Source organism: Thermococcus sp. 9N3 (assembly GCF_012027685.1).
GTDB lineage: Archaea > Methanobacteriota_B > Thermococci > Thermococcales > Thermococcaceae > Thermococcus > Thermococcus nautili.
In genome coordinates this window covers 1202778-1229293 of sequence record NZ_SNUV01000001.1, presented here as the reverse complement: position 1 = coordinate 1229293, position 26516 = coordinate 1202778, and the positions used below count along the sequence as shown (strand labels likewise).

Annotated in this window: 29 protein-coding genes and 1 tRNA gene; 17 read left to right on the top strand and 13 right to left on the bottom strand. The window is 55.6% G+C overall.

Annotated features, from left to right (window positions below; translation table 11 throughout):
- Positions 1–61 precede the first annotated feature (61 nt).
- Positions 62–139, top strand: a tRNA-Asp gene (locus E3E30_RS06940).
- Positions 140–308: 169 nt separating this feature from the next.
- Here the strand turns inward: E3E30_RS06940 and E3E30_RS06935 are convergent.
- The 6 genes from E3E30_RS06935 to E3E30_RS06905 all read right to left on the bottom strand — a co-directional run bounded on the left by E3E30_RS06935 (position 309) and on the right by E3E30_RS06905 (position 6032).
- The gene (locus tag E3E30_RS06935; RefSeq protein ID WP_167729034.1) at positions 309–1451 is read right to left on the bottom strand and encodes an RNA ligase; all 1143 of its coding nucleotides are present in this window, start codon (positions 1449–1451) and stop codon (positions 309–311) included.
- A 43-nt stretch (positions 1452–1494) separates the two neighbouring features.
- Positions 1495–2007, bottom strand: coding sequence for a hypothetical protein (locus tag E3E30_RS06930; protein ID WP_167728820.1), 513 nt, complete (start codon positions 2005–2007; stop codon positions 1495–1497).
- A 53-nt stretch (positions 2008–2060) separates the two neighbouring features.
- On the bottom strand, positions 2061–2609 hold the full coding sequence (locus tag E3E30_RS06925; protein WP_167728819.1) for a 50S ribosomal protein L16: 549 nt from the start codon (positions 2607–2609) through the stop codon (positions 2061–2063).
- Positions 2610–2810: 201 nt separating this feature from the next.
- A complete protein-coding gene (locus tag E3E30_RS06920) occupies positions 2811–3398 on the bottom strand; it encodes a hypothetical protein (protein WP_167728818.1) in 588 nt (195 codons plus the stop codon).
- A gap of 5 nt (positions 3399–3403) precedes the next feature.
- The gene (locus tag E3E30_RS11250) at positions 3404–4783 is read right to left on the bottom strand and encodes a hypothetical protein (protein WP_206205075.1); all 1380 of its coding nucleotides are present in this window, start codon (positions 4781–4783) and stop codon (positions 3404–3406) included.
- Between the two features lie 91 nt (positions 4784–4874).
- Complete coding sequence (locus tag E3E30_RS06905) at positions 4875–6032, bottom strand: MFS transporter (RefSeq protein ID WP_167728817.1); 1158 nt, start codon at positions 6030–6032, stop codon at positions 4875–4877.
- Positions 6033–6194: 162 nt separating this feature from the next.
- Between E3E30_RS06905 and E3E30_RS06900 the strand changes: the two genes are divergently transcribed.
- A complete protein-coding gene (locus E3E30_RS06900) occupies positions 6195–7349 on the top strand; it encodes an alanine--glyoxylate aminotransferase family protein (protein WP_167729032.1) in 1155 nt (384 codons plus the stop codon).
- 19 nt (positions 7350–7368) lie between these two features.
- Positions 7369–8106, top strand: a complete 738-nt coding sequence (locus E3E30_RS06895) for a hypothetical protein (protein WP_167728816.1) — start codon at positions 7369–7371, stop codon at positions 8104–8106.
- On the opposite strand, the gene E3E30_RS06890 is transcribed toward E3E30_RS06895, so the two are convergent.
- Positions 8107–8688, bottom strand: coding sequence for a Flp pilus assembly complex ATPase component TadA (locus tag E3E30_RS06890; protein WP_167729031.1), 582 nt, complete (start codon positions 8686–8688; stop codon positions 8107–8109).
- Between the two features lie 309 nt (positions 8689–8997).
- Between E3E30_RS06890 and E3E30_RS06885 the strand changes: the two genes are divergently transcribed.
- The gene (locus E3E30_RS06885; RefSeq protein ID WP_277342778.1) at positions 8998–9906 is read left to right on the top strand and encodes an asparagine synthetase A; all 909 of its coding nucleotides are present in this window, start codon (positions 8998–9000) and stop codon (positions 9904–9906) included.
- 10 nt (positions 9907–9916) lie between these two features.
- On the opposite strand, the gene E3E30_RS06880 is transcribed toward E3E30_RS06885, so the two are convergent.
- Positions 9917–11050, bottom strand: a complete 1134-nt coding sequence (locus E3E30_RS06880) for an ATP-binding protein (RefSeq protein ID WP_167728815.1) — start codon at positions 11048–11050, stop codon at positions 9917–9919.
- 99 nt (positions 11051–11149) lie between these two features.
- On the opposite strand from E3E30_RS06880, the gene E3E30_RS06875 reads away from it, so the two are divergent.
- From E3E30_RS06875 to E3E30_RS06855, 5 genes are all read left to right on the top strand, one after another.
- A complete protein-coding gene (locus E3E30_RS06875) occupies positions 11150–12322 on the top strand; it encodes an aminotransferase class V-fold PLP-dependent enzyme (protein WP_167729029.1) in 1173 nt (390 codons plus the stop codon).
- A gap of 63 nt (positions 12323–12385) precedes the next feature.
- Positions 12386–13060 (top strand): DUF257 family protein, encoded by a 675-nt coding sequence (locus E3E30_RS06870; RefSeq protein ID WP_042692611.1) that lies wholly within the window; start codon positions 12386–12388, stop codon positions 13058–13060.
- A complete protein-coding gene (locus E3E30_RS06865) occupies positions 13050–13745 on the top strand; it encodes a DUF257 family protein (RefSeq protein WP_042692612.1) in 696 nt (231 codons plus the stop codon). The genes E3E30_RS06870 and E3E30_RS06865 overlap by 11 nt, the downstream gene beginning before the upstream one ends.
- Positions 13746–13792: 47 nt before the next feature.
- Positions 13793–14104 carry a tRNA-binding protein Pbp11 gene (pbp11, locus tag E3E30_RS06860; protein ID WP_167728814.1) on the top strand — a complete coding sequence of 104 codons (312 nt, stop codon included), beginning with the start codon at positions 13793–13795 and terminating at the stop codon, positions 14102–14104.
- Between the two features lie 10 nt (positions 14105–14114).
- On the top strand, positions 14115–14960 hold the full coding sequence (locus E3E30_RS06855) for a TatD family hydrolase (protein ID WP_167728813.1): 846 nt from the start codon (positions 14115–14117) through the stop codon (positions 14958–14960).
- Positions 14961–14989: 29 nt separating this feature from the next.
- On the opposite strand, the gene E3E30_RS06850 is transcribed toward E3E30_RS06855, so the two are convergent.
- Genes E3E30_RS06850 through rtcA form a run of 3 tightly spaced genes read right to left on the bottom strand, consistent with a single transcriptional unit; the run spans position 14990 to position 16645 of the window.
- Complete coding sequence (locus E3E30_RS06850) at positions 14990–15394, bottom strand: type II toxin-antitoxin system VapC family toxin (RefSeq protein WP_240922545.1); 405 nt, start codon at positions 15392–15394, stop codon at positions 14990–14992.
- The gene (locus E3E30_RS06845; protein WP_167728812.1) at positions 15376–15564 is read right to left on the bottom strand and encodes a hypothetical protein; all 189 of its coding nucleotides are present in this window, start codon (positions 15562–15564) and stop codon (positions 15376–15378) included. Before E3E30_RS06845 ends, E3E30_RS06850 begins: the two co-directional genes overlap by 19 nt.
- Positions 15565–15610: 46 nt before the next feature.
- Entirely contained in the window at positions 15611–16645 is a 1035-nt protein-coding gene (rtcA, locus tag E3E30_RS06840) for an RNA 3'-terminal phosphate cyclase (RefSeq protein ID WP_167728811.1), read from the bottom strand.
- Between the two features lie 87 nt (positions 16646–16732).
- Here rtcA and E3E30_RS06835 point away from each other — a divergent pair, with 87 nt between their 5' ends.
- Entirely contained in the window at positions 16733–17287 is a 555-nt protein-coding gene (locus E3E30_RS06835; RefSeq protein WP_167728810.1) for a hypothetical protein, read from the top strand.
- Here the strand turns inward: E3E30_RS06835 and E3E30_RS06830 are convergent.
- Together E3E30_RS06830 and E3E30_RS06825 are read right to left on the bottom strand one after the other, a co-directional pair.
- Positions 17268–18092, bottom strand: coding sequence for a hypothetical protein (locus tag E3E30_RS06830; RefSeq protein ID WP_167728809.1), 825 nt, complete (start codon positions 18090–18092; stop codon positions 17268–17270). The genes E3E30_RS06835 and E3E30_RS06830 overlap by 20 nt on opposite strands.
- A gap of 9 nt (positions 18093–18101) precedes the next feature.
- Positions 18102–18614, bottom strand: a complete 513-nt coding sequence (locus E3E30_RS06825; protein WP_167728808.1) for a metallophosphoesterase — start codon at positions 18612–18614, stop codon at positions 18102–18104.
- A 191-nt stretch (positions 18615–18805) separates the two neighbouring features.
- Here E3E30_RS06825 and E3E30_RS06820 point away from each other — a divergent pair, with 191 nt between their 5' ends.
- The 7 genes from E3E30_RS06820 to E3E30_RS06790 all read left to right on the top strand — a co-directional run bounded on the left by E3E30_RS06820 (position 18806) and on the right by E3E30_RS06790 (position 26505).
- Positions 18806–19300, top strand: a complete 495-nt coding sequence (locus tag E3E30_RS06820; protein ID WP_167728807.1) for a DNA replication complex GINS family protein — start codon at positions 18806–18808, stop codon at positions 19298–19300.
- Entirely contained in the window at positions 19300–22353 is a 3054-nt protein-coding gene (locus E3E30_RS06815; RefSeq protein ID WP_167728806.1) for an AAA family ATPase, read from the top strand. Before E3E30_RS06820 ends, E3E30_RS06815 begins: the two co-directional genes overlap by 1 nt.
- A 44-nt stretch (positions 22354–22397) precedes the next feature.
- Complete coding sequence (locus tag E3E30_RS06810; protein ID WP_042692655.1) at positions 22398–22826, top strand: translation initiation factor IF-2 subunit beta; 429 nt, start codon at positions 22398–22400, stop codon at positions 22824–22826.
- Between the two features lie 122 nt (positions 22827–22948).
- A complete protein-coding gene (locus E3E30_RS06805) occupies positions 22949–24517 on the top strand; it encodes a carboxyl transferase domain-containing protein (RefSeq protein WP_167728805.1) in 1569 nt (522 codons plus the stop codon).
- Positions 24518–24526: 9 nt separating this feature from the next.
- Complete coding sequence (locus E3E30_RS06800; RefSeq protein WP_167728804.1) at positions 24527–24898, top strand: OadG family protein; 372 nt, start codon at positions 24527–24529, stop codon at positions 24896–24898.
- Between the two features lie 2 nt (positions 24899–24900).
- Positions 24901–25359, top strand: a complete 459-nt coding sequence (locus tag E3E30_RS06795) for an acetyl-CoA carboxylase biotin carboxyl carrier protein subunit (protein WP_167729027.1) — start codon at positions 24901–24903, stop codon at positions 25357–25359.
- Between the two features lie 6 nt (positions 25360–25365).
- Positions 25366–26505 (top strand): sodium ion-translocating decarboxylase subunit beta, encoded by a 1140-nt coding sequence (locus E3E30_RS06790; RefSeq protein ID WP_167728803.1) that lies wholly within the window; start codon positions 25366–25368, stop codon positions 26503–26505.
- Positions 26506–26516 lie beyond the last annotated feature (11 nt).

Sequence of the window (26516 nt, the reverse complement as noted above, 5' to 3'; positions counted from 1 at the left end):
CGGGTGTACTGCCCTCCGAGAGGGGGCGGGAAACCGGGAACGCCGCCGGCCACTATCACGCGCCCGGGTGGTGTAGCCCGGCCCATCATACGGGACTGTCACTCCCGTGACCCGGGTTCAAATCCCGGCCCGGGCGCCAAAGAACCTTTTCCCGGAAACGTTTCACCAAAGTGAGCATGCTTTTTTGAAGGACAGTTTTTGAGTGGATTCCTCTGTGAGTTGCTCTTTGGTGGGGGATTCCTCTAAGAACCCCTCTAAAAGGGTTCGAGTCTTTCACGCCCTCCAGAGCGCTGGAAAATAGGAAAAGCTCAGTCCACGAAGGCCAGACCGTTCCACAGCTCCCTTATCTCGCGCGTCGCGTCGGGGTAGAGCCTCTTGAAGGTTATCCTCCAGTAGCCGTTCCCCAAGTCCTCTATGTCCTCGATGTGGATTTTGAGGCCGAGCCTCTCGAAGTGGCTCACCATTCTGTGGGCGGTGCTCACGTTCTTCACCCTCACCCTGAAGGTCTCCTCAACGTCGTGGCCCTGGGATACTTCTTCAATGCTCTCAACGAGGGGCTTTAGGAGGGCCTCTCCGAGTGCCTTCGCGTAGTTCTCGAAGTCCTCGCCCCTAATCCTCCGCTCGGCTATGTGGAAGGCGAGCCGGCTTATCCTCCCCATGAAGTAGCCGCCGGGCAAGTCGAAGAAAATCCTGGAGCCTATCCTTATGTCGTTGATGTTCGCGTAGGGCGTCACGTACTTCGCTATTCTCTTCATGTCCGGCGTCTTCATGACGACGCCTTCCCGCTTCTCCTCGCTGAGCCTATCAACAAGCTCCCTCAGCTCGTCAATCCTTGACCTATCGTAGAGGCCGAAGACCTCAACCTGTGGAATCCCGTACTCCTCGGCGAGTTTATACCTCTCCTCGGCCGGAATGCTCCTGCCGGTTCCCTTCTCCTGGATGTCGAACAGGAAGAACTGGATGTCCTCCTTAACGTAGGGTGGCCCCTCGACGAGGTAGGGGCTCTCCGGCCCGGCCATCTCGCCGACGAGAACGAGGTTGGGGTAATCCCTGAAGAACTCCTCGTTGATGAAGTCAAGAATCCTCTCGGTCGTGAAGGGGCAGACGAAACCGCCCCTGGTGAGCGCTAAAATCCTGCCCTTAACTTTGACGACGCGGACGTTGTAGCCGTCAACCTTCTCCTCGACGTAGAAGGGTTTGCCCTTGAATATCCTCTTTACACCGTTCTTGAGCTGGACGATTCGCTTTATGTGCGGAAATCCTAAAACGACCGTCCCGTCCTCAAAAACGGCCGTTCCCCTCCTGAAGCCCCTCGCCGAATCGCGGAAGCGGACGTAGCGAATTCCCTCGAAGGTATCTTCCTCTATCCCTCCTTTCCCCTCGAGTACCTCAAGTCTCCCCTCCGGCAGGCCGAGCTTCAGGAGAAGGTTTCGAAACCCCGAGCTGACCATCCTCTCACCGTAGTACATTGGGCGCTGGGGTTAAATAACGTTGTCATCCCGCCGTGACGTTCAGCTCGACCCATGCACGCCAGCCCTGGTCAGAGACCGCGACGACGTAAAGGTGGAACGTCCCGCTCTTCCGCGGGGTGATGCTCACGCTGATGTTCTCCTCTCCGTTCGGCTGAAGGTAGAACTCCTCGGGCAGGATGCTGACGGCTACACCTTCCGGCGCGGTGAGATGAGGCTCAAGGGCTATCCACTGAGGAGTGTCCCTGGCAGGTCCCCCGTAGACTATCAGCGAGACCCGGCCGTAGTAGGGGTATTCCTCCCCGTTGATTCTGTAGTGCCCGCCCGCGAGTTCGCCTTTGACCGTGAGCGACTGGCCGACCTTGAGGTGAACGCTGGTGGCGTTCAGGTGAATAAGTTTGGCGTTGAAGTTCCCGAAGCCCGGTGGAACTGGCTGAGTCCGGGGCTGGGAGTTGTACGTCATGGCGTAGCCGAGAACCGACAGCGCCAGCAGTCCTACCACAACGAGGAGCGCCTCAATTCGCTCCATAGCAATCACTGATGGTACATAGAACGAAGTGCGTAAAAACGTGTTGGAATGAAAGAAAAGGGTCAGCGCTTCATAGTGGAGAGAACCTTGGTGGTGACGTCGTTGCCGTCCTTGTCGTAAATCCTGTAGTAGGCGCTGTAGGGGAGCTTCATCTTGGCCCTCCTCATGGCCTCGAGGGCGAACTTGAGGTGGTTCTCGTTGACCCAGACGGTGAGTATCTTCTGGTCCTTCCTGACGCGGGCCGCTAATCCAATCGGCTTTCCGAAGGGCCTGCGCATACCGTTTCCGTAACGGTCTGCCTTCCTTCCGGTAGCCATCGGGTTCTCGCGGAGCACTTGGAACGGGTAAACGCGAATCTTGAAGTGGTAGTTGCTCCTACCGACGTTCTTCTGGAGGTACCTGTTGACCTGAATACGAATGGCCTCAAGGGCGTTCTGCCTTATCTGCATCGCCTGCTCGGCGTGGAGGCTGACCTCGTACTGGAACTCGGCCGAGAGGTTGCCCATGTCGAATATCGTTATCTTCGGTCCGGGAGCACCGCGTATGTATTCCCTCCTCGTGTAAGCGGGCTTGTCAACGTCCCTATCAATCTTCGCTGGTCTAAGTCCCATAATCTCACCTCCAAATGAGCGCGAATCAGAGCCTAAACTTAGGCGAGTTGAGTTCCTTATAAAAGTTTTGGAACGCCAACGTGGGATGATTGGTCTCGGCGCATGCTCTCCCGGTATATCCCCAGCGCCGCATAGTGAAGCCTCAGCTCGCGTTCGTCCCTGAAGACTTTTGGAAGCTGGACAATCCTTCCAGTTTTGGAATCAACGATTTTCTGACCCGAACTTCTTCTTATACAACTCCTCCACTTCCCTGTAGAGTTCCCAGAGGCTATCGTAATTATTAGGCTCTTCCCCGTGCTCAAGCCTGATTTTCTCAATGACTGGAGCATACTTCTCCAAGTACTCTCTGCTGATTTTCAAAACGTCCTCAACGAACTCCTTGAGGGGAAGCTCGACGACACCCCTATGCTTGCCTTTGAACTCGGGACAGTTAGTTTCTTTGAGTAGTAAATTATTGTAGTGTATTTTCAAAATATTGCCCTCAGACCTAAAGACAAACTTAGACCAGTTAATTGAGAGATTTGTTTCATATGCTTTTATATTCTTGTTCGTAAATTGGGTATATGGAGCATTCAGCATAATACTGCAACAATACAACAGCTCATCAAACATCCCATAAGGGTTTCCCTCCGTGGGGTATAGTTTCCTTCCTTCCTGGCTAATCCAGCACATTCCAGCAACTAGCATCCCACCAATAAAAAGAAAAAGGGGAAAATCACCTCCCTCTCCCAGGTACTTATCAAGTTGTATTTTTGTTGATATATAGTCACCTTTTAACCTAACAAACACATCTCTCACCTCACAGGTTCAATTACTCCTTTCCAAGGTTTATACGCAAACACTTTACTGCCTTCTACCGGGTGCGTGCTGATTAACTTGTATTCCTGGCTTTTTCTATCGAGCTGGAAGATGAATTTAACTGAGTCTATGCCTTCCTTGTGAATACCTATGTCATTCAGAGATACTTCAAGCTTCACTATATCATTGCCCCTAAACTTGCTGGCGTACGTCTCCTTCTGGAGTGCTCTCTCCAGCACCTCATCAAGGAACTCCCTGAGCTCTTTCTCGTCCCTGAAGACTTTTGGAAGCTGGACAACTCTCCCGGTTTTAGGCTCGACGATTTTCTGACCCATCGGCCAGAAAGTCGTTATCCTTGCGTCCTCCATCTCGTACCCCCACACGTGCCTGAGGAATGCATGAAGCAGTCCGCTCCTCTCGGTTCCCTTCTCGAGGACGACTTTATACTTCTTTCCGCCGTTCTTGACGATGAACTCTGAGGACTTCTCTGCAAACTTCTCAATCCCTTCCTTCACGGCTTTTACCGTTGCCCCGTGCTTGACAGCCTCTTCAACTGCTTCCGTTGAAACTCCAGCACTGACGAGGTTGTCGAGGGCCTTTGCGGCTTCGTCCCCATGCTTTGCAATGTCATCAAAGATGTGGGAGAACTTCCCAACTACCGTGTTGGCACGGTCTATTATTCCCGTCTTCTTGAGGATTTTGTAGATGTCATCCGTAACCCCGAACTTCTTGCCGAGCTTTGAGATGAGTCTTATTTCCTCTGTCCCCGAAATTGCAGTACCGACAATAAACAACAATTGAGTTCCGCATTCTATAGAATCTGGCCCATAGGCTTTGCACGTCTTGTACGTATCGTAGGCATCCCATATTGTGGCCCCTACCACGATTATTGCTCCGACAATGGCCGGAATGAACTGTGGGGTTGCATCTCCACCATTGATGGTGTAGATTCTGGTTCCGTAAGCCGTGGGGAGAACTGGAAATCTGAAAGTCGGTTCAAGCTTTACCCACGAGCTCATGAAAACGCCGTTTCCTGAGGTAATGCGCAGCTTGACGTAAATCGGCTCTCTAACGTTGAAGAAGACCGCAACCTTCTTGCCCCAGGGTTTTAAGCGCCCGAGGTTCACGCGCTCGCTGACACTCCTGCCGTCTTTGCTTATAAGGACAGTCCCATAGCCGGAGATGCAGTTCGGTGGGACGTCCCACGTGACGACTGCAATGTTGTCCTTCTGTTCAACCCCGCTGATGTGAATCGGATACGCTCCGATGCTCGTTCCGAGGATTTGGGTTCCTGCCCAGGGGAAAGAAAGGGCAGAAGCTCCGGGCAGTGTTAACACGAGTAAGAGCACCAGAACTCCAACCCACCGGCGGCTCAACGTTACCACCTCCGGAGGGTTTCAATTAGGCTGAATAATCCGGACTTAAAAAAAGTTTCGCAAACACAAAGTTGAGAACAAAAAGTAAACCTCAGCCCTCCAGCCCAACGCCCTCAAGGATTAGCCCCAGCGAAAACGGCAGGAAAGTCAGGAGCGCAAGGTTCAGGGTCAGTCCAAAGTGAACCTCCCCGAGCGAATAGGCCAGGCCAAAGAGCATTCCGCCGATGAAGGTCGAGAGGTTCTGAACCGCGTTCACACCGCCTATCGCGAGCGAGGAGCGGTGGTAGGAAGCTAAAACCTTCCGCGAAATTGGTCTGAAGCTCTGGAAGGCGAAGAGCGCGAGGAATATCCCGAGGAAAACTGTCGGCGCGGTCTTTATCGAGGCTAAAATCGGCGATATTCCCGCGAGCAACGCTGTGAGCTTCACCATCCTCGCCTCGCTCCTCACGTCTGCGAGCCACGAGACGAAGTAGCTGAGCAGGGCCGAGAGGAACCCGGTCCAGCCGAGCAGAACGGCGGTTCTCTCCTTGCTCAGTCCCAAAGCCTCCGAGACGTAAACGTAGGTTATCTCGCCCGAGGTGAAGGCCACTATAACCGCCATCAGCGAGGCAATCGTTAGAACCCTCTTCGGGTTCAGGCTCGGCTTTTCCCCGTCCGGCGTTTTCTTCTTCCTCGGCGTTATCAGGTCGAAGAGGAGGTAGTAGCTGAGGAGCATTATAAGGCCGGTCAGGACGAAGAACGCTGAGGAAATCCACATCTGGCCGGCCAAGCCGAGGCTGACGGTGTAGGCATAGACGTAGTTGCCGAGGAGAGACGCTATGCTTCCGAAGAAGAAGTAGATGGCAGTAACGCGCGCCCTTATCTCCTTCGGCGTCGTTACAGCTAAAACGAACTGGGCCATCGGCCAGCTTATCCCGTTGAGGAAGCCGTTGAGGAGCTTTATTCCAACGACCTGAAGCCAGCTCGATGTGAGCGGGTAGAGCTGGACGGCTACCGCGTTCCCCATCATCGCTATCGCTCCGAGGTAGACGAGTTTCTTGCCCCTCTCAAGGACGAGACCGCCGAGAACGGACGAGAAGGCCCTCGCGAGGACGAATGACATCGAGACAAGGGAAACCGCGAACATGCTTGCCCTGAGAATGTCTCGCGTGTAGAAGGCTATGGCGGGGGTTGCGAGGCGAAATGCAATCGTTCCCGTGAAAGCTGAGATGATGAGGAGCAGAATCCCGGCGAGTCTTCTGCGCTCCATCAGACCACCTTCTGAGCGTTATGCACTTGACTTAAAAGGGTTTGGCCACTGAAAGTTTTTCGAAAACCGAACCGATGGATGCGTCTAGTTTCAGGTTTTCCATCTATCTGTCGAGCGAAGACTTTTTACAGGGATGGGTTAACACGCTTCGAGGTGGTTGGAATGGAGCTCCGCTTCGACATTCAGTATGAGGACGCTTACAGGGAAGTTTACGAGATGGTGAAGCCGAAGTACAAGCTCTTTACGGCCGGACCGGTTGCGTGCTTCCCAGAGGTTCTCGCGATAATGAGCGTGCAGATGTTCAGCCACCGCTCGGCCGAGGCGAAGGCCGTTCACGTTGACACCCTCGAGAGGCTCAAGAAGTTCCTTGAGGCCGACAAGGGCGAGATAATCCTCTTCCCGAGCTCGGGAACCGGCTTCATGGAGTCGGCCGTTAGAAACACCATCCCGCGCGGTGGAAAGGTCCTCGTCACAATCATCGGCGCCTTCGGAAAGCGCTTTGCAGACGTCGTCGAGGCCAACGGAAGGAAGGCGGTAATCCTTGAGAAGGAGCCGGGACAGGCTATAAAACCCGAGGAACTGGACGACGCCCTCAGGAAGAACCCCGACGTCCACGCGGTCACGATAACCTACAACGAGACCTCAACCGGTGTTCTCAACCCGCTCCCCGAGCTGGCCAAAGTGGTTCACGAGCATGACAAGCTCCTCTTCGTTGACGCTGTCTCGGCAATGGGTGGAGCTGACATAAAGTTCGACGAGTGGGGCATCGACCTCGTCTTCGCGAGCAGTCAGAAGGCCTTCGGCGTCCCGCCGGGCCTGGCCGTCGCCGCTGTGAGCGAGCGCGTTTTTGAGATAGCCGAGAAGATGCCTGAGCGTGGCTGGTACTTCGACCTACCGCTCTACAAGAAGTTCAACGAGAAGAAGAAGGGAACGCCCTCAACGCCACCGCTCCCGCAGATATTCGGCCTCAACGTCGTTCTCAGGATAATCGAGAAGATGGGCGGAAAGAAAGAGTGGCTCGACATGTACAGGAAGAGGAGCGAGATGATACGCGAGGGCGTCAAGGAAATGGGTCTCGGAATCCTCGCCGAGCCCGGCTACGAGAGCCCGACGATAACTGCCGTCGTCGTCCCCGAGGGAATGAAGGGAGTTGACGTTTACAACGCCATGCGCGAGAGGGGCTTTGAGCTGGCCAAGGGCTACGGAAGCGTGGCGGAGAAGACCTTCAGGATTGGAAACATGGGCTACATGACCTTTGACGACATCCGCGAGATGCTCGACAACCTCAGAGAGGTCATAGAAAAGCTTAAGGCCTGATTTTCCCTTCTTTTTAACCATGCGGAGGAGAACGGTTCTACTGGTTCTGTGGCTCGTCGGAAACGTCCTCGTCTTCTGGGCAGTTGCCTTAACCGCGAGCGGTTACTCCCTGGAGGGCTATCTCCCCTGGGAGAGCTCCAAGGTCTTCGCCTACTCCCCTGTTCTCCACTCCAAGCCCGGCGACGAGCCGACCGAAATCCTCTACATGGTCGGGAGAAACGGCGAGCTGTACTACTACATCGTCTGGCGCGACGAGTACTTCAGCAACGCCCTCCTCGACAGGCTCTACCGCGCCATGAGGGGCCTAATCTACGGCACCACTGAGGACATAGAGGTCTTCGAGATAGACCCCGAAAACGGCTCCTTCTACTTCCAGACCTACGACCACTCGCCCGTTCACGGAGAAATATTTCCGGACGGCTCGTGCCTGTGGCTCGAACGCGGGCTGAGCGTTCCCAACTGCACCGTCAACGGAACCCACGTGAAGCTCTACGTGGTCACGTGGAACCACATGCTCTCACTCCTCCCCGAGAACGGCACGGTTCGGGTCTCGCCCGAGATGAGGCACATGGCTCCAGAGGACTACGTGGCCCTCGGTATGGTAAAGAGGACGAAGTACAGCATCGCAGGCATAACCTTCGGCTCGCTAACGGCTTCCCTCGTCGTTACGGTTCTCCTGAACCTCATACTCTTCGCCCTCTGGAAGAGAAAGCTTCTCCTGAGGGGAGGAAGAAGAAACGTGAGAAACCGCTGGTGACTAAACTATCGGTTCGAGCTCCCCGTTCTTAATCCTGTAAATCCTGTTTATCTTCTTCATCCCGGTTCTCCAGTCCCTGCTCAGCTCGACGAGAATGTCAAAGCGGTCGAAGGTCTTCTCGTCTATACCGAGCCAGTGCATGACTTCGGCCTTCAGGTCGTCGCTCATCGCCAGCGAGGTGACGATGAAGGCGTAGTCGTCGATTAACCTGTCCAGAATCCTCGGGACGCTGACGGTGTGGAGGGTGTCTATCACGACGTAGTCAGGGCTGAGCCTTCTGAGTTTCTCGATGACCTCGTCGGTCCTCTCCTCCGTGGAGCGCTGGTCGAAGGCGGTATCAATGACCTCGATGTTCGGCTTGAAGGGCTTGAACTCGCCGTAGGCTGTAACGACCGCTATCTTCCAGTCGTCTGGGACGTAGTGGAGTAGCGCTTCCACGAGCTTCGTCTTTCCGCTCCTGCTCGTTCCGACGATTAGTATGTCCTTCTTTCCAAGGACCTCTTCCTTCAGGAGCTCCATCTGCTCCGGCCGTGCCGAGCCGTAGCGTATCAAATCCTCGGGCTTGAAGATGTAGACGCCCATTCGGTTCACCGTAAGTATTTCTCGCCGGGGGTTATAACGGTATCCTTTGCTGGGTCTCAACATGGCGAGGGGAGAAAAAACCTACTCTCAGTTTTCGACCGGTGAGCATTATCTTCTCCAAGATAATCTTTGGTGGGATACTAATCTCGGCGTTCTCTCTTTAAAGTTAGTCGATGTTCTGCTAATAAATTTGACAAAACTTGTCTAATCTCCAAAATATATCAAAAATTTATGTCAAAATTTGACTTCCGTTCCAAAATTTCTGCACAAAGGCAATAAACCCAAAGGCACTCTGACGAAAATAGGGTGATGAATATGAACGCTCTCCAAATCGTAAGCAGAAAAATTGACCTAATTGCCGAGGTTCAGACGAGAACTATAGCGTACCTCACGGGCGAGCTGTCCAAGAGGGGCTTCCGCTGGTTGCTCCCGATAGTGCTCAGCTCGATAACCGACCCCCTCTGGCCGGACCCCGCCGCCGAAGAGGCACTAAGGCCACCGGAGGTCGAGGTCTATGGAGAAAGGCTCAGGCTGACGCACAGCATGATACTCCACAAGCAGATGGCCGTTGCGATGGGAATAGATAAGCTCTTCGTCCTCTCGCCCAACATAAGGCTTGAAGGTAAGGAAGCGGACGACGGAAGGCACGCCTACGAGTTCACCCAGCTCGACATGGAGATTGCCGGCGCGAGCATGGACGACGTTATGGGGCTGATAGAAGAGCTCATCGTTGGCCTGTTCCGCGAGTTGAGACCAGTAGTCTGGGAGTCCTTTGAGAGGGAGCTTCCAAAGCCCAAGAGACCCTTCAAGCGCTTTACCATTGAAGAAATCCGCGAGGAGTTCGGAAGCGAAGAGGAAGCCAGCAGAGAACTCGAAGAGCCCTTCTGGATAATGGGAATCCCGAGGGAGTTCTACGACAGGGAGGTTGACGGAACCTGGAGAAACTACGACCTCTATTTACCTGAGGGATACGGCGAGGTCTCGAGCGGTGGGGAAAGGGAGTGGGAGTACGAGAAGATACTGGCCAAGATACGCTCGGCCGGTCTGAGCGAAGAAGCTTTCAGGCCCTACCTTGAGGTGGCGAAAGCCGGTCTGCTGAGGCCAAGCGCCGGGGCAGGGATAGGAATCGAGAGGCTAATCCGCTACATCGTCGGGGCGGAGCACATAGCAGAGGTCCAGCCCTTCCCGAGGATTCCGGGCGTTCCGGCTGTTATTTGATGCCCCGACTTCATCTCTTCTCAATTTCTGCGGTACTCAGGTACTTGGCCGCCTCCCGATACAGCTCATTAACGAACTCGTAGGTTACGTTGGCTCGATTCAGCTCGTTTTTCTTTAGGACGCCGAGTTCCTCAGTGAGCTGTTCCAGAACCTCGGAGAGGGCTGGCTCGGACAGTCTGCTAACGGCCTTCAGTTCACTCCACCTCTTTGGGCCCTCTGAGAGGGACTTTAGGAGCTTTATAGTCTTGTAAGGCTCAGTTCTCGTTGAAACGTAATTCATTAGCTCCTTCTTTGCCTTTAGGACCGCTTCATCTCTTACAAGGCGCTTTGCACGCTCGTGAGGTTCTCCCCTGCATCTCTTGTAGCCGTAGAGGGTGAGCCAGCCGGGAAGCGTGCCGAGTGTCATTATCGCGTCGGCAATCTCAGAGTGCCCGTATTCTATCCCGCATTTCTCAAAGCCCTTTAACAGGTACTCCTCCGCAGTTTTAACGGGCCATGGGCTAAGAACCAGCTGCTCTGGGGGTCTGCCGAACATCGCCTCTTTCTCCCCTGCTGTAAACAGGGCCTTAAGAACCCCTGAGTATGAACCCGTAAAGATTATCCTCAAATCGGGCCTTTCGTTGTAGATTTCCCACAAACTCCTTAGGAGAATGTCTTTTCTGTTCCTCACTTCCTGTATCTCATCGAGGATAATAACGGTGTCTGGGGGCAGTGAGTTCACAGCCGACACGAAGTTCCTAACGGCACTCCTTCCCCGCTCAAAGTCCACGTTGAATTGAATTCCGGTCTTCAGTATGCCTCCAGGGTCAGAAATATAAACGCCCAAACTAATACTTTTCAGCCTCCTTTGGGATTTCATGGCCTTAAACGCGGTTTCTATGATATCCACCACCTTGCGAGAAAATTCTCCAAAGCTACCGCAACTTGCAACGTTTATGTAAATGCCCATTGAGTTTTTATCTTGTACATACCTCCTGACCGCGGACTTGGCGAGGCTCGTTTTACCCACCATTCTCGGGCCAAGAACCGCGACCCACACACCATCGTGGAGATAGGAGAGAAGTTTTTCAAGCTCTTTGTTCCTACCGAACAGGTTATCGTCCCTTGGTTTGGGCGTGAAAAATATCTCTCTACCTCTTCCCACACAACCCACCTAAGTACTTAGGTGGGTTCTGCACTTAAAAGGGTTTCGAACATGACAATCCTTTAAATCCTGTTCATTGAATCTTAGACGGCGATGCCCATGATGCGGAACCTCTTTCCAGCCCTTGAGAAGTTCAAGGCCTACCTCAACACCGCGAGCACCGGGTTGATGCCCTCGACGGCCCTTCTTGAGGCCACGAAGCTCCTGAGCGACGTGATAGAGTTCAACGGGGAAGTGAACTCCGTTGACTACATGGACGAGCTTGTCTTAAAGCCCCTCCAGAGGGAAGCTGGAAGACTAATGAAGGTCAGGCCCGAGAACGTCGGCCTCTCGATTCAGACCACCGAGGGGCTGAGGAGAATCCTGCTGGCCCTCGAGCCAAAGAGGGGGCAGAACATAGTTTCCCTCGACACAGAGTTCCCCACGATTCCAGCGCTTCTCAAGAGCTATGCCAAGCGCTTCGGCCTCGAGCTCCGCGTTGTTGAGAACAGGAACGGCCTCCACAGCCTTGAAGATATTGAGAAGGCCATAGACGACAACACCTTCGCGGTCGTCCTCAGCTCCGTGAACTGGGTCATCGGCGAGCGGATTGACCTGGGCGAGCTTTCAAGAATCGCCCACGAGCACGGCGCGTGGCTGATAGTTGATGCCGTTCAGCACCTCGGCTCGCTGAGGCTCTTTCCTGAGAAAGAGGGCGTAGATGCCCTCTCTGCCGGCTCAGAGAAGTGGCTCATCAGCCCTGACACCGGGGCTGGGCTAATCTACGCCTCTGACGAACTCCTTGAGGAGGCCAAGCCGATAGCGGGGTTGCTCAACAACGAACCGCCAACCGGAGACTGGGGCAGCTGGTGGGGACTGCCGGAGAAGGACCCCTGGAGCGAGCTGAGGCCGGCAAAGGGGATTAGGAAGCTCGACTTCGGTGGAGGGCCTCCGTACCTAATCGCCTCGGCACTTCTCGCGTCGCTCAGGCTGATTAACGGGCTGGGCATCGAGAGGATAGAGCGCCACAACATGAAGCTCGCAAAGATTGTTGTCGATGAGGTTAGGGCCCTTGGCCTCGACGTCTTCTCAGCGGACTCGCCGATAGTGACGATAAAGACAGGACTTGACTACAACACGGAAGAGGAGCTCTACCAGAGGCTCGTTGCCGAGGGAATTTCCGTCAGCCACCGCGGCGTTCTCGGCCACTACGGGATAAGGGTTTCCCCGCACCTCTACAACGAGAAGGAAGACGTGGAGCTGTTCCTCGAGGTTCTGACTTCTCACCTTTGACTCTCTTTTTGGAGCAGAAAAGTATTTTACCTCCGGGGTCGCAGATTCCGTAAGGGGGTCACAATGGAGGTTACAATCCCTGAACTCCTGGAACTGGTGAGGCCTGGAGAAACCGTTGTCGTCGAGTACGAGACGTCGTACGTCCCCGAGTTCGCCCTCAAGCTTCTCGCCGATTACACGAGGGAAAACAACGTTCCCTTCGTGATAGACGATAACTTTGATAGTCTCTATACCGTGCTCGTTCACTGTGATATGCTCGGTCTCAAGGTTGATATCGGTCACTCTCATGTCTTTAAGACCGGTGGCAGAAAGGATGTCGGTGGCACAATCAGGCGCGTTGAGTTCCATCCGGACCCGAGGGTTCTCCTCAGGAACTATGATGTGGCGTTCGCCGACACTGTTGGAACCCCTGAAAATCCTGCCATAAATCTCACCTTAGGAATCGAGAACCTCTTATACTTCGTCCGTGACGTCCGCGATTTCTACCGGTTCCTTCTTGGAATTCAGCGCTACGTTGGCGACAAACGCAGAAAGGCCTTTTACCTCGTTCACACTGGTCTGATACGGAGCCTTCCTCCCTACGTCCATCCCGAGCTCAGGAGGATAGCCACGAGCGTTTGGGTCTTCCACAGCTATCCGACTGGGGTTAAGCTGTCCATTCTTCGCAGTCCCGACCTCGACCTCGTCGGCAGGGAGTTCACCATAGACGTCGGGGGTGTTTTCCTTGGTGGGAGTTGAGCTTAGGGGACTCGCCTCAAAGGACGACGTAATCTCGATGTTTAACTCCGTTCGCTTTGGCGGTCTCACACTGATGGAAAACTACTCTACGATAGGCGCTGAGCTTGCCCTCTATGCCCTCCTTAACTACGCCTACGAGCGCGGTCTTCCGGTTCTCGTTGAGGACATCTTTGACGCGTTCGCTGGCTACGTTCGACACTTTGATGTCATGGGCCTCACCCCGCCTATGGAGCACGTTGGTGTCCTGAAAATCGGTGGCGTTGACGAGGTCGGCCACGTCGTGGACAAGATTCAGTTCGAGGCAGACCCCGCGCTTTACCTCCAGAAGAAGGAGAGGGCAATAGCAAAGGCGATGGGAGACGACCGATACGTTTACATCGTCACGGGTTTTGAGAGGCTCCTCGGCTTCCAGCGCGACGTCAAGGGGGTTTACGTCATCGTCAACCACCTGCGGGAGAACCTTGGGAACGACAGGAGGATGAGCTTCAACATAATCGAGGGCAACGTCATCAGGGGCTTCCCAACGAACCCGCTCCCGCTCCTTGAGGGCGTCGCCACTTCGGTCATCGAGCTTCACGACCATGGAGACATGCTCCGCCTCAGGTTCAGAAAATCAATATTCACCTTCCTGGAAGGAAGGAACGAGGTCTTTCTACAGCCCGCCGACGTCGTGGGATGGTGGTAGAGCAAAGCTTTTTCTTTAGATTCCTCAATACTCTCCCCGGTGGGAGCATGGGGCTCTTCGACTTTCTGAAAAGACGGAAGGGTGAATCCGGAGAGTTCATAGCATCGAGGAAACCGGTCGCGAAGTTCAGGGTGGAGCAGGTTCTCAACGTCCTCGGCAGGGAAACGCTGATTGGAACCGTTGAGGGGATAATCTACCCCGGCTACAAGGTCAAGGGAAGGAACATCGCCCTAATCCGGGAAATCCAGAGGGAGCGAAAGAGGGTTGACTTCGCGGTTGACGGCGACAGGGTCGCGCTCATCCTCGAGGGGAAGACAAACGCTAAAAAAGGCGACGTTCTCGAAATCTACCAGTCGTGAGGTGGGAGCAATGATAATCCTCGATAATCATTTCCACGTTGACCCATTCAAGGGCCTCTTCCTCGAGGCGGTGAAGCAGTTCCACAGAGCGGGCGGAACGCACCTGATGGTGGTCTACAAGACGGCCCACGACTACGGCTTCCCGGGCCTGAAGGCTGAGGACTTCATAAAGGCCATGGACTTCCACATCGAGCTCGTCGAGAGGATAAACCGCGAGACGCCGGTCAAAGCCTTCGCCGTCGTCGGCGTCCACCCGGCGGAGTTCGTCTATCTGGCTGAGCAGAAGGGCCTTGAATACGCCAAAAACGAGGTCATGAAGGCGTTAGAATACGCGCAAAAGCTGTGCCTTGAGGGCAAGGCCGTTGCGATAGGCGAGATAGGCAGACCCCACTACGAGGTGAGCGAGGAAGTCTGGAACGCCAGCATAGAGCTGATGAAGTACGGCATGAGCCTCGCCAAGGAAGCGGACTGCGCGGTTCAGCTTCACACCGAGAGCTTCGACGAGGAGAAGTTCAGGGAGCTCGGCGAGTACGTAAAGGAAGTCGGAATAAAGCCCTACAAAGTAGTCAAGCACTTCTCGCCGCCGCTGGTGAAGGTTGCTGAAGAGGTCGGGGTCTTTCCGAGCATAATAGCGAGCAGGAAGAACATCGAGGAGGCAATAAAGCAGGGCAACCGCTTCATGATGGAGACCGACTACATAGACGACAAAAGACGGCCGGGGGCGGTTCTCGGGCCGAAAACAGTTCCGAGGAGAACGAAGGCCTTCCTCCAGAACGGCCTGTTCACGGAGGAGGACGTCTACAAAATCCACGTCGAGAACCCGGAGAAGGTCTACGGGGTGGAGATGGAGGAGTGAAGCTTAGGGGATGTCTGCAGGGCAGAATGTCACTGCTTTTTATCTACCTTTTCAAATGGGTTGTATATTCTCAGCCCTTCAATCCTCTCAAAGTCTTTAACGTTCCTCGTAACAAGAGTTAAATTGTGAACGAGCGCCGTCGCCGCTATAACCGCATCAGGGAGCTTTATACTAACCCTTCGCCTGAGTTCAATGGCAACGTCCCCTATTTCATCGGTGAGTGGTATGACGTTGGCGAAGCTTATGAACTCCTTTGACTTTTCAAAACCCTTTGGAGTGTGCCCCTTCCAGCCAAGGAACTCAATTTTTGTAATTATTGAGACGTTGAAGCTTGTCCTAAGGATTTCTTCGACTTTAGGAAGCTCCTCCTCGGGAATTGCGTCCGCGAGGTAGTAGATGAGAATGTTGGTGTCAATCAAAAATCTCTCTCCCATTCCTCCCTCAGCTCCCTGAGGCTCTTCTCAAGGTCCTTCTTGCCCCTATAAATACCCCGGTATTTCGACGGGTCAAAGAACTCGCCCTTAACTTTCTCCCAAAGTTCGGGCGGTATTATCACACCTTTAATCCGCCCATGCTCATCGTATATATACTCCACACCTTCCATTCTCCCACCATCTTCACTAAAAACTGTGACCTATTTAACCCCTTCGTCAGACCTCCGCCTTCCTCACCACCCCCACAACCCCGGGCTCTCCGATTTCTCCCTCGACCTCGAAGGTTCTGCCAAGGAACTGCTCCACGACCCAGACGTTGGTGACGAGGTGGTTCGTGATTTCTGCAACGCCTATCTCTCCGCCCGCGAAGGCCAGGAACGGTATCAGCTGGTCGCCGAGGAACCTGTCAACGGCCTTCCTCGGCGTCAGTTGCTCAATCAGCTCTTCAGCGGCTTCCCTGCCGACCACCTCGGCCGGCTTTCCGCGCTTTCCGAGGGCGTCTCCGGCTAACCTAAGCGAGTCCGTCTCGGCCCAGACGACTATCCCGCTTCCGGGCCCGAGGGAGCGCGAGACTTCCCTCTCAATCTCGACCGGGACGCTGTAGAGGCTTCTCAGCTTCTCTTCAGCTGACTTCGCCTGTCTCTCCGCGACGTGGGCGGGTAAATTCGTCGCGTGGCTTATTCCCGCGAAGCGCTCTATCTTATGCCACTCGAGGGCAACGAGGGGCTTTCTCTCCTCCCAGGGCTCGACCCTTCCGAGGACGAGCCCACCGCCCTTTGGATAGTGGCCCCTCCTCTTTACCTCAATCTCCGCCCTCAGCCTCATCTTTTCGAGCGCGAAGAGCGTAACGTGCCGCAGGTAGTCAACAGGCGGGCTCCAGGGCACGTCGGTTCCGCCGGTTACCTCGAAGCTTCCCCCCACGAAGGCCATCGCTGGCAATAACGCCTGGAGGACGAGCGTTATGCTCCCGGCCGTCTTTATTGGGACTTTGATGTGCTTCGGCTCGGCCCTTCCGGGGACGAACTCAAGAACCGTAGAGCCGACTTTTGCTCCTCTAACCCTCGCGTTGCTCAGCTCCTTCAAAGCGAGAATACCGTGCAGGTGCTGAGGCCTTAATCCGGGGTTTGGCCTGTTGGCCCTTATCCTGTGAATCCTCACCGGCTTCCCGGTGATTACCGACAGGGCAACGGCCGTTCTGAGTATCTGGCCCCCTCCCTCGCCGTACGAGCCGTCTATCTCAATCCACTCCATTCTCCCACCGTAGTGGGATTCCCCGCGAAGCCTAAAAACCTGACGAAAGACTTTTAGGCGGGCCGAACAAGGTGGCATGGTGAGAGCATGGACGAGCTTGAGTTCTGCGTGAAGAGCCTTAGTTACCCCCTCGGAACCCTCCTCGAAACGCTGAAGAGGAAACCCGGTGAGAGGGTCAAGATTGATGGGGTGTATCTAACCCTCCCCGAGCTCCCCTTCGCGGTTAAGTGCTACCTGACCGCCAGGGCGCTCTTCGAGAGCCTCGACCTCGTTGACCGGAAGAGGCTCGGTGACGACATGGCGTACGTGGAGGAGTTCATTGCGAGGGTTCTATCTTCCCCGCTCGGAGAGAAAATCCGGCCGTACCTTGAGAAAGCGGGCGAGATTTCCATAATGGGCAGGCTCAACGTGAATTGGCTTGAGTTCGAGAGGCGGAGCGAGAAGCTGAGGCCCCTCCTGGAGCGGATTTTAGCGGGAGAAGAGCCTCCAGAAGTCTCTAACCTCTCGGTTGACGAGTGCCTTCTCCTGAGCTACCTCGCCGGCGAGCGGAAGAAGCGCGAGAGAGTCAACGCCGTCCTTGGGAAGCTCAACCCTGCCTTCAGGGAAGCTGTCAAGGCCTACTTTAAGGCCCTGAAGAGTTGAGCTCGACCGCTATTTTCAGAGCCTCTTCCCTCTCAAACCCTTTCCTCACGAGCGCCTCGACGAGTTTGGCCAGTTTTTCGACGTTGCGCAGGTTCAGCCTGTTCTCTGGAAGGGAAATCAAACTTACCGGAACGTTGAAGCCGAGCCTCGCCGAGAGTTCGACCGCAAACTCCTCCCTGCTCAGAGGGGGAATCCTCACGAAGGCTGAGAAATCGAGGTTCCGATACCTGCCCGCGTCCTTCGTCTCGACGATTATCGGCCCGTCCCGCTCCCCGTTCAGGAGCTCCGCAACGGTCTCAACGCTCGGCTCGCGAAGGATTAGCGCGTTCGCAGGAACGAGCTCCGACAAATCAACCCCCCTCAGGTTCTCGACGAGCGTATCGACGCCGAGCGAGAGAACTTCCCGCCAGTCGAGGATTTTTTCCTCGCTTTTTTCCCGCCGTTCAGAGGTAACCCTTTCGTAGAGGACCTCGCTGACGAGGGTTATCTGGTAGACCTCCTCGATGTCCTCGAGGGTCAGGATTCCGTTGGAGAGGAGCTTAAGACCGAGCCTCGCGAGGGAAGAGCTGAGCTCCTCCTCGCTCCTCGTCGTTATGGCCTTCTTTCCGGAAACGTCTTCCAGACCACGGCTCACGAGCCTGTAATCGGTGGGGAAGAGCCCCTTGGCGTTGAAGAACTCCTCCAGCGTTTCCTTAGCTTTTTCCTCGCTGACGGCGTAGACCTTCACGAACTCGACGTTTCCAGCCCTATCAACGCCGATGAAGACCACCGCGTCCCTCCTCTCGGCCGGCGTCAATATGTCCATCGGCTCACCTCATACGCTCATGGCCCCCAACAGCTCACCGGTCTCGATGTTGAAAATCTCCACAACCCTCTTCCTCGTGTCGAGCAGGGCGACGCTCCTGACGCCGGTTAAATAGCCACAGACCTCGCCGGGGTTGACGAGTATCGTCCTGCCCACTTCCCTAATCTCGTAGCGGTGGGTGTGGCCGACTATAACCACGTCGTAGAGCTTGCTGTAGGCCAGAGCCTTAACGAGAACCTCGTTCGTCCCGTGAGTGACCGCTATCTTCATTCCGTCAGCCTCGACTTCGATGAGCTCGTCCTCTATCCCTAACGCTTTCCTCAGGCCGTCCCTCTCGCCGTCGTTGTTGCCGAAGACGCCCTTCAGCGGGGCCTTGAGCTTTCCGAGCTCCCGTGCGACGAAGGGGGCGATGTAGTCACCCGCGTGGATTACGAGGTCAACGTTCCTCTCGTTGAAGAACTCAACTGCCTTCCTAATTGCCGGAAGGTTATCGTGGGTGTCGCTCATTATTCCAATCAGCATTACGACTCACCTTAAGGGGACTGCTCGTCCAAGTTTAAAGGGTTATCGAGGCCAAAAGCGTCCCCCTGCTCATCTGTGCTCATGAATGCATTCGAGTGGAAATCGAACTGGCATAACTCCGCGCAACACCGTTCTAAGCTGTTCCGACAAGGTTTATTAGCCGAAGACCTTAGGTCGTTCAAGGTGGTGGTATGTTCACCGGCAGGGCGCTCATCGCTGTGAAGGTGTTAAAACCCTTCTCGGACTGGAATCAGGGCGACATCGTCCTAATCGAGGACTGGAAGGCGAGGGAACTCTGGGAAGCGGGAGTGGTTGAGATTGTGGACGAAACGGACAAGGTAATCGGCGAGATAGACAAGGCCATAGCCGGGGAGCGCGAGAGCGAGCCGTTAACGGCACTCCCGGCCGGGCTCTACGAGAGGGCCGAGTTCTACCTGTATTACCTTGAAAACTACGTCCGCCTCAACCCGGGCGAGAGCGTCGAGACGATAAACGTCAAGCTGACGAAGCTTGCCAACCTCAAGAAGAAACTCCTCGACTTGAAGATGATACGCTTCAACAAAATCCTCAAAGCGGTCATGCTGAGGCCCAACAGCCTCGAACTGCTCTCGCGCCTCTCGCCGGAGGAAAGACGGCTCTACCTCCAGATGTCCAAGATAAGGAACGAGTGGCTCGGTGATGCCTGATGGACAGGGAGGAGATGATTTCGCGCTTCGCGAAGTTCCTCCGCGAGTACGTTGACGACGACGGCAACGAGGTCTACATCAACCGCCTCAAGGACCTCCTTACGGTAACGCCGAAGCGCTCCTTGGCCATAGACTGGGCGCACCTCAACTCCTTCGACCCCGAATTAGCAGAAGAGCTCCTCAACAACCCGGAAGAGGCTATAGCGAGCTGTGAGGACGCGATTCAGATTATCCTCCGCGAGCCCCCGCTCCTCGTCGAGAGGGATTTGAAGGTTCACGCGCGCTTTTACAACCTGCCCCACACCTTACTCGTCAAGGAACTGGGGAGCGAGCACATAAACAGGCTGATTCAGGTCGAGGGAATCATCACGCGCGTCAGCGAGGTCAAACCCTTCGTCCAGAGGGCCGTTTTCGTCTGCAAGGACTGCGGAAACGAGATGATTCGCCTCCAGAGGCCCTACGAGAACCTCGTCAAGCCGGCCAAGTGCGACGCCTGTGGTTCAAGAAACGTCGAGCTCGACGTGGAAAAAAGTAGGTTCATCAACTTCCAGAGCTTCCGCCTTCAGGACAGGCCCGAGAGCCTCAAAGGCGGTCAGATGCCCCGCTTCGTCGACGCGATTCTGCTCGACGACCTCGTAGATACCGCTCTGCCCGGCGACCGCGTTCTCGTGACCGGAATCCTGCGCGTTATCCTCGAGCAGAGGGACAAGAGGCCGATTTTCAAGAAGGTTCTGGAGGTCAACCACATCGAACAGCTCAGCAAGGAGATTGAGGAGCTTGAGATTTCGCCGGAGGACGAGCAGAAGATTCGCGAGCTGGCGAAGAGGAAGGACATCGTTGACGCGATAGTGGACTCGATAGCCCCGGCAATCTGGGGCCACAGGATAGTCAAGAAGGGAATCGCTTTAGCGCTCTTCGGCGGTGTGCAGAGGGTTTTGCCCGATGGGACGAAGCTGAGGGGAGAAAGCCACGTTCTGCTGGTTGGTGACCCGGGAGTAGCGAAGAGTCAGCTCCTCCGCTACGTGGCTAATTTGGCGCCGAGAGCGATTTATACGAGTGGTAAGAGCAGTTCGGCCGCAGGCCTCACGGCCGCCGCAGTCCGTGATGAGTTCACGGGCTCGTGGGTTCTGGAAGCGGGTGTTCTCGTGCTGGCGGATGGTGGGTTCGCACTAATCGACGAGTTCGACAAGATGAGTGACCGTGACAGGAGCGCGATTCACGAGGCGCTGGAACAGCAGAGCTACCACCACGACTTTGAGCTTCTCCTCGCTGACGGCAGGAAGGTGAAGATAGGCGAGCTGGTGGATTCCCTAATCGAAGCCAACCGCGATAAGGTGATACTCGGCAGGGACACCGAGATACTGCCCGTTGATGACATAGAGCTTCTCGCGTACGACCTCGAGCGGAAGGAAATCGTGAAGGTCAAAGCGGACCGGGTGAGCAGGCACAGAGCGCCTGACAGATTCATACGGCTGAGGTTCTCGAACGGCAGGGAGATAACGGTAACCCCAGAGCACCCGATTATGGTGTGGGAGGACGGCGAAATAAGGGAGAAGCCGGCGGAGAAAGTGAAACCGAGGGACATCGTTCTTGGGGTTGCCCGCTATCCCGTTGAACTCCCTCCCGTTGAGGGGAGGTTGTTCAGGGAACTTAAAGACGCCGATGCCAAAGCGGACTACCTCTACTCCCTGGGAAGGGTTGCGAGGGTGAAACGCGTTCGCGGAAGGTACGCCGTGGAAGAGGCAGAGAGGACTTTTCCCCGCCAACTGATTAGACATTTAACTAAAGCGGGCAGAATCCTCGGCGTTGTTCAGCTCTCAGAGGAAAGGAAGAGGTTTGCTCTTCCGCTAATCAGGGAGAGCTTCATTAGACCCTACTTGGAGAGAGTCATATCGAGGATTAAGGAGTTAAGGACTCTCTCCGAGAATGACCCTCCAAAGGCCGTGGATTTACTGTCCCGCTCGAGGGTGTATTCTTACACGGGGGTTACAGCAGATAAGTTGAAGAAACGCGCCGAGCTTGGTGACCGCTGGGCAATTTCAGCTATAAAGACGTTAGCCGAGGGCACAATCAGGGAAGCCGAAAAAGAACTTGAGAGTTTTCTCAGCTACTGGAACGGCAACACCAACTTCCTCAGGGTCACGAAGGTTGAAGAAATCCCCAACGACCGCTGGGAGTGGGTCTACGACGTGACCGTTGAGCCGTACCGCCTCTTCGTTTCCCACGGACTGGTTCTCCACAACACGATAAGCATCTCCAAGGCAGGAATTACAGCCACCCTCAACGCGAGGACGACCGTTATAGCCGCCGCCAACCCGAAGTTCGGTCGCTTTAACAGGCACAAGTCCCTCCCCGAACAGCTCGACCTTCCGCCGACCCTGTTGAGCCGTTTCGACCTGATATTCCTCCTCCTCGACGAGCCGGACGAGAAGGTCGACGCGAGCATCGCCGAGCACATACTCAAGGTTCGCAGGGGAGAGGCGGAAGTTGTTACGCCGAAGATACCCTACGACCTGCTTAAGAAGTACATAGCCTACGCGAGGAAGAACGTCCACCCGGTCCTGAGCAGGGAAGCGATGGAAGAGATAAAGCGCTACTACGTCAAGATGAGGAAGGGCCTTAAGAGGGGCGACGAGGAGGGCGTCCAGCCGATTCCGATAACCGCGAGACAGCTTGAGGCCCTCATACGTCTCAGCGAGGCCCACGCGAGGATGAGACTGAGTGAGACGGTGACGCGCGAAGATGCGAGAGCTGCCATAGAGCTCATCGAGGCCATGATGAGGACGATAGCCGTCGATGAGGAGGGCAACATAGACGTCTCAATCCTTGAGATAGGCAAGAGCTCCAAGAAGCTCAACAAGATAGAGAAACTGGTCGATATAATCAAGAACCTCGAAGGGGAAGGCGACTACGGAGCGCCGGCAGAGAAGGTAATCGAGGCCGCGAAGCAGGCCGGGGTCGGCAGTAAACGCGAGGTTGAGAAGCTCATCGAGGAACTCAAGGCAGACGGCAGAATCTACGAGCCGAGGGCGGGCTTTTACAGGGTGCTCTAACAAAGGTTATAAAGCGAAGGGGAAACCTATGAGGGGGTGAGAAGATGAGCGAGAGCATTGACTTTTACGACTTTGAGAAGCTCCTCGATAAGGCTTACGAGGAGTTGCCCGAGAACGTGAAGTCCCACAAGTCCCGTTTCGAGGTCCCGCCGGCGGTCGTTACAATAGCCGGTAACAGGACGATAATCGAGAACTTCGTTGACATAGCGGAAGCGATGAACCGCGACCCGAACCATCTCCTGAAGTTCATCCTGCGCGAGGTTGCTACGGCAGGAACGCTCGAGGGCAGGCGCGTAATCCTGCAGGGACGCTTCACGCCGTACCTGATAGCCAACAAGATGAAGAAGTACCTCAAGGAGTACGTCATCTGTCCGGTCTGTGGAAGCCCCGATACCAAGATTATCAAGCGCGGACGCTTCCACTTCCTCAAGTGTGAGGCCTGCGGTGCCGAAACGCCAATCCAGCACCTCTGAGGTCTTCCTTCTTTTTTCCATGTCATTGGACAAATTATCCACTCTTGGATGAATTTCGCTCCTCAAAAACCCTTTTAAACTTTACAAACTACAAGCCCAAAGAAATCAAGGGGGTTACTCTTATGGGCATGGAGGAGAAGCTCAACGAGCTTTACGAGAGGAGGGAAAAGATTCTCGCCATGGGCGGGGAGAAGGCGGTTGAAAAACAGCACGCCAAGGGCAAACTCACCGCCCGCGAGAGGATAGAAAAGCTCCTCGACCCTGGAAGCTTCGTGGAAATCGGCATGTTCGTCAAGCACAGGGGAACTGAGTTCGGCCTCGACAAGAAGGAACTGCCCGCTGACGGCGTCATCACCGGCTACGGAACCATCGACGGCAGGTTAGTCTTTGTCTACGCGCAGGACTTTACCGTCATGGGCGGTTCGCTCGGCGAGATGCACGCGATGAAGATAAAGCGTGTCATGGAGCTGGCCCTAGAAGCCGGCGCTCCTGTCATAGGCCTCAACGACTCAGGAGGAGCGAGGATTCAGGAGGGTGTTGACGCGCTCAAGGGCTACGGCGAGATTTTCAAGATGAACACGATTCTCAGCGGTGTCGTCCCGCAGATTACCGCGATAATGGGTCCCTGTGCCGGCGGAGCCGTTTACAGTCCTGCCATCGGAGACTTCATTCTCATGGTGGACAACCCTGCGAGCTTCATGTTCATCACCGGGCCTCAGGTCGTCAAGGCCGTTACCGGCGTTGAGGTCACACCGGTTCAGCTCGGTGGAGCCATGGTTCACGCGCAGAGGGCCGGTCAGGCCCACCTCATAGGCAAGAGCGACGAGGAAGTTCTGGCTTTGATAAGGCGCCTCGTGAGCTACCTGCCGTCCAACAACATGGAGAAGCCACCTCGCGTCAAGACGAACGATTTGCCCTTCAGGAAGAGCGAGAGGCTCTACGAGATTGTCCCGGACGACCCGAACAAGCCCTACGACGTCAGGGAGGTCATCTACGAGATAGTTGACCGCGACGAGAACGGCAACCCGGACTTCCTTGAAATCCTCCCCTACTTCGCCCCGAACGCCGTGGTTGGCTTCGGAAGAATGAACGGCCAGACCGTCGGTATAGTCGCCAACAACCCCAAGTACTTCGCTGGAGTTCTCGACATAGACAGCTCGGACAAGATTGCCAGGTTTGTTAGAACCTGCGACGCCTTCAACATACCGATAGTCACGCTCGTGGACGTTCCCGGTTACCTGCCCGGTGTTGACCAGGAGAGCAGGGGAATAATCAGGCACGGCGCGAAGGTCCTCTACGCCTACGCCGAGGCGACGGTCCCGATGGTTACGGTGATTCTGAGAAAGGCCTACGGCGGAGCTTACCTCGCCATGGGAAGCAAGCACCTTGGAGCTGACTTCGTCTTCGCCTGGCCGACAGCGGAGATAGCGGTCATGGGTCCGGAGGGAGCGGCGAACATCATATTCCGCAAGGAAATCGCCCAGGCTGAGAACCCTGAAGAAGTTAGACAGCAGAAGATAGCCGAGTACCGCGAGAAGTTCGCCAACCCGTACGTCGCCGCCGCGAGGGGCTACATAGACGACGTCATCGACCCGGCGGAGACGAGGGCGAAGGTGATTATGGCGCTCGAGGCCCTCGAGAGCAAGCGCGTCAAGCTCCCGCCGAAGAAGCACGGCAACATACCGCTGTGAGGTGAAAGCATGAGCCAGTTTGCCGAGGGAGGATGGATTACCGTCATAGGAATCACCGTCGTCTTCGCCATACTCACCATTTTGGCCATAGTGATGTACGCCATAGGTGCCTTCGAGCGCGGAATGATCGGAAGGGCCAAGAAGGCCGAGGAAAAGGCCGTTGAGGAGACGAAGGAGGAGGTCGAGGCCCCGGAGGAAGGAATTCCCCCGAGGGATTTGGCAATCATCACCGCCTCAATCCTCGCCTACCTCGCGAAGAAGGCCGAGGTTGCCAGGCCGTTGCCCTTTAAGAGGAAGGTTTCCGACGCGTGGCGCCTCTACGGTTTACAGAGCGGTATGAATGAGGTTGAGAACTTCAACTATGAGATGAGGAAGTGGTGAAGATGAAGGTTAAGGTCATCATCGATGGAAGGGAGTACGAGGTTGAGGTTGAAGAGCTCGCCGGCGGGAAGTTCAGGGTCAGCTTCGAGGGCAAGAGCTACGAGGTCAAGGCCGAAGGGCTGGGAATAGCGCTTCCGAGCGTTCCCGAAACTGCCAGCACTCCGGTTCCTGCTCCGGCCCCTGCATCAGTTCCGGCCCCTGCCCCCGCTCCGGCGCCGGCACCTTCGCCTGCTCCCGCGAGTGCCTCGCCCAACACCGTCACTGCCCCAATGCCTGGAAAAATCCTGAGGGTTCTCGTGAGCGAGGGTCAGGAGGTCAAGGCGGGTCAGGGGTTGGTTGTGCTTGAGGCTATGAAGATGGAGAACGAGATTCCGGCTCCGAAAGACGGCGTCGTGAAGAAAATCTACGTCAAAGAAGGCGACACCGTCAACACCGGCGACCCACTGGTTGAGCTCGGGTGATGGGGCATGGCGACGTTCGTGGACTTCCTCAACACCATGGGCCTGCTCCACCTCACGGTAGGGAACATCATCATGATTGCAGTGGGCCTGACGCTGGTCTACCTCGCGATACGCTACGAGATGGAACCGCTGTTGCTTTTGCCCATAGGCATCACGGCGGTTCTCGTTAACCTTCCCCTCAACGGAATCGCGAACTGTCCGACCGTCGGTGGGCTGTGCTCTCACCCCGGTCTTCTTGACATAGTCTACCACTACCTCATCAAGACGGAGATAGTGCCGCTCCTCATATTCTTCGGCCTCGGAGCGATGACGGACTTCGGACCGCTCATAGCTGACCCCAAGACGGCGCTCCTCGGTGCCGCGGCCCAGATAGGCGTCTTCGTGGCGATGCTTACGGCCCTCGCGCTGGGCTTCAACATACACGAGGCCGCTTCGATAGGAATAATCGGCGGTGCAGACGGCCCGACGACGATATACCTCACCACCAAGCTCGCACCCCAGATACTAGCCGCGACCGCAGTGGCCGCTTACTCCTACATGAGCCTCGTCCCGCTGATTCAGCCACCTATCATAAAGGCACTAACAACGCCGGAGGAAAGGCGCATAAGGATGGAGCAGTTGAGGCCGGTCTCAAAGCGCGAGAAAATCCTCTTCCCGATAGTCACGATGATAGTCATCGGCCTGCTCGTTCCCAGCGCGGCGCCGCTGATAGGAATGCTCATGATGGGCAACCTCTTCCGCGAGAGCGGCGTCGTTCCAAGGCTCACCAAGGCGGCACAGGAGGAGCTCATGAACATCGTGACGATATTCCTCGGCCTCGGCGTCGGCTCAACCATGCGCGCTGAGAGCTTCCTCACGCCCCAGACCCTCATGATTCTCGGTCTCGGAATAGTGGCCTTCGCCAGCGCAACTGCTGGGGGAGTGCTCTTCGGAAAGCTCATGATGAAGCTCTCGGGCGGAAGGATAAACCCGATGATAGGCGCCGCGGGAGTTTCAGCTGTCCCGATGAGCGCGCGCGTTGTGCAGAGACTGGCCAGCGAGGAGGACCCCGGCAACTTCATCCTCATGCACGCAATGGGTCCGAACGTCGCGGGAGTCATCGGAACGGCCGTCGTTGCCGGTGTTTTCCTCGCCCTCCTGGGCTGACGTTTCGCCCA

What these genes read in the sequence shown, in the direction of transcription:
- E3E30_RS06935 (WP_167729034.1), bottom strand. Translation starts at nt 1,451, where the DNA reads ATGGTCAGCTCGGGGTTTCGAAACCTTCTCCTGAAGCTCGGCCTGCCG.
- E3E30_RS06925 (WP_167728819.1), bottom strand. Translation starts at nt 2,609, where the DNA reads ATGGGACTTAGACCAGCGAAGATTGATAGGGACGTTGACAAGCCCGCT.
- E3E30_RS06905 (WP_167728817.1), bottom strand. Translation starts at nt 6,032, where the DNA reads ATGGAGCGCAGAAGACTCGCCGGGATTCTGCTCCTCATCATCTCAGCT.
- E3E30_RS06900 (WP_167729032.1), top strand. Translation starts at nt 6,195, where the DNA reads ATGGAGCTCCGCTTCGACATTCAGTATGAGGACGCTTACAGGGAAGTT.
- E3E30_RS06895 (WP_167728816.1), top strand. Translation starts at nt 7,369, where the DNA reads ATGCGGAGGAGAACGGTTCTACTGGTTCTGTGGCTCGTCGGAAACGTC.
- E3E30_RS06890 (WP_167729031.1), bottom strand. Translation starts at nt 8,688, where the DNA reads ATGGGCGTCTACATCTTCAAGCCCGAGGATTTGATACGCTACGGCTCG.
- E3E30_RS06885 (WP_277342778.1), top strand. Translation starts at nt 8,998, where the DNA reads ATGAATATGAACGCTCTCCAAATCGTAAGCAGAAAAATTGACCTAATT.
- E3E30_RS06875 (WP_167729029.1), top strand. Translation starts at nt 11,150, where the DNA reads ATGATGCGGAACCTCTTTCCAGCCCTTGAGAAGTTCAAGGCCTACCTC.
- E3E30_RS06870 (WP_042692611.1), top strand. Translation starts at nt 12,386, where the DNA reads ATGGAGGTTACAATCCCTGAACTCCTGGAACTGGTGAGGCCTGGAGAA.
- pbp11 (WP_167728814.1), top strand. Translation starts at nt 13,793, where the DNA reads ATGGGGCTCTTCGACTTTCTGAAAAGACGGAAGGGTGAATCCGGAGAG.
- E3E30_RS06855 (WP_167728813.1), top strand. Translation starts at nt 14,115, where the DNA reads ATGATAATCCTCGATAATCATTTCCACGTTGACCCATTCAAGGGCCTC.
- E3E30_RS06850 (WP_240922545.1), bottom strand. Translation starts at nt 15,394, where the DNA reads ATGGGAGAGAGATTTTTGATTGACACCAACATTCTCATCTACTACCTC.
- E3E30_RS06845 (WP_167728812.1), bottom strand. Translation starts at nt 15,564, where the DNA reads ATGGAAGGTGTGGAGTATATATACGATGAGCATGGGCGGATTAAAGGT.
- rtcA (WP_167728811.1), bottom strand. Translation starts at nt 16,645, where the DNA reads ATGGAGTGGATTGAGATAGACGGCTCGTACGGCGAGGGAGGGGGCCAG.
- E3E30_RS06835 (WP_167728810.1), top strand. Translation starts at nt 16,733, where the DNA reads ATGGACGAGCTTGAGTTCTGCGTGAAGAGCCTTAGTTACCCCCTCGGA.
- E3E30_RS06830 (WP_167728809.1), bottom strand. Translation starts at nt 18,092, where the DNA reads ATGGACATATTGACGCCGGCCGAGAGGAGGGACGCGGTGGTCTTCATC.
- E3E30_RS06825 (WP_167728808.1), bottom strand. Translation starts at nt 18,614, where the DNA reads ATGCTGATTGGAATAATGAGCGACACCCACGATAACCTTCCGGCAATT.
- E3E30_RS06820 (WP_167728807.1), top strand. Translation starts at nt 18,806, where the DNA reads ATGTTCACCGGCAGGGCGCTCATCGCTGTGAAGGTGTTAAAACCCTTC.
- E3E30_RS06815 (WP_167728806.1), top strand. Translation starts at nt 19,300, where the DNA reads ATGGACAGGGAGGAGATGATTTCGCGCTTCGCGAAGTTCCTCCGCGAG.
- E3E30_RS06810 (WP_042692655.1), top strand. Translation starts at nt 22,398, where the DNA reads ATGAGCGAGAGCATTGACTTTTACGACTTTGAGAAGCTCCTCGATAAG.
- E3E30_RS06805 (WP_167728805.1), top strand. Translation starts at nt 22,949, where the DNA reads ATGGGCATGGAGGAGAAGCTCAACGAGCTTTACGAGAGGAGGGAAAAG.
- E3E30_RS06800 (WP_167728804.1), top strand. Translation starts at nt 24,527, where the DNA reads ATGAGCCAGTTTGCCGAGGGAGGATGGATTACCGTCATAGGAATCACC.
- E3E30_RS06795 (WP_167729027.1), top strand. Translation starts at nt 24,901, where the DNA reads ATGAAGGTTAAGGTCATCATCGATGGAAGGGAGTACGAGGTTGAGGTT.
- E3E30_RS06790 (WP_167728803.1), top strand. Translation starts at nt 25,366, where the DNA reads ATGGCGACGTTCGTGGACTTCCTCAACACCATGGGCCTGCTCCACCTC.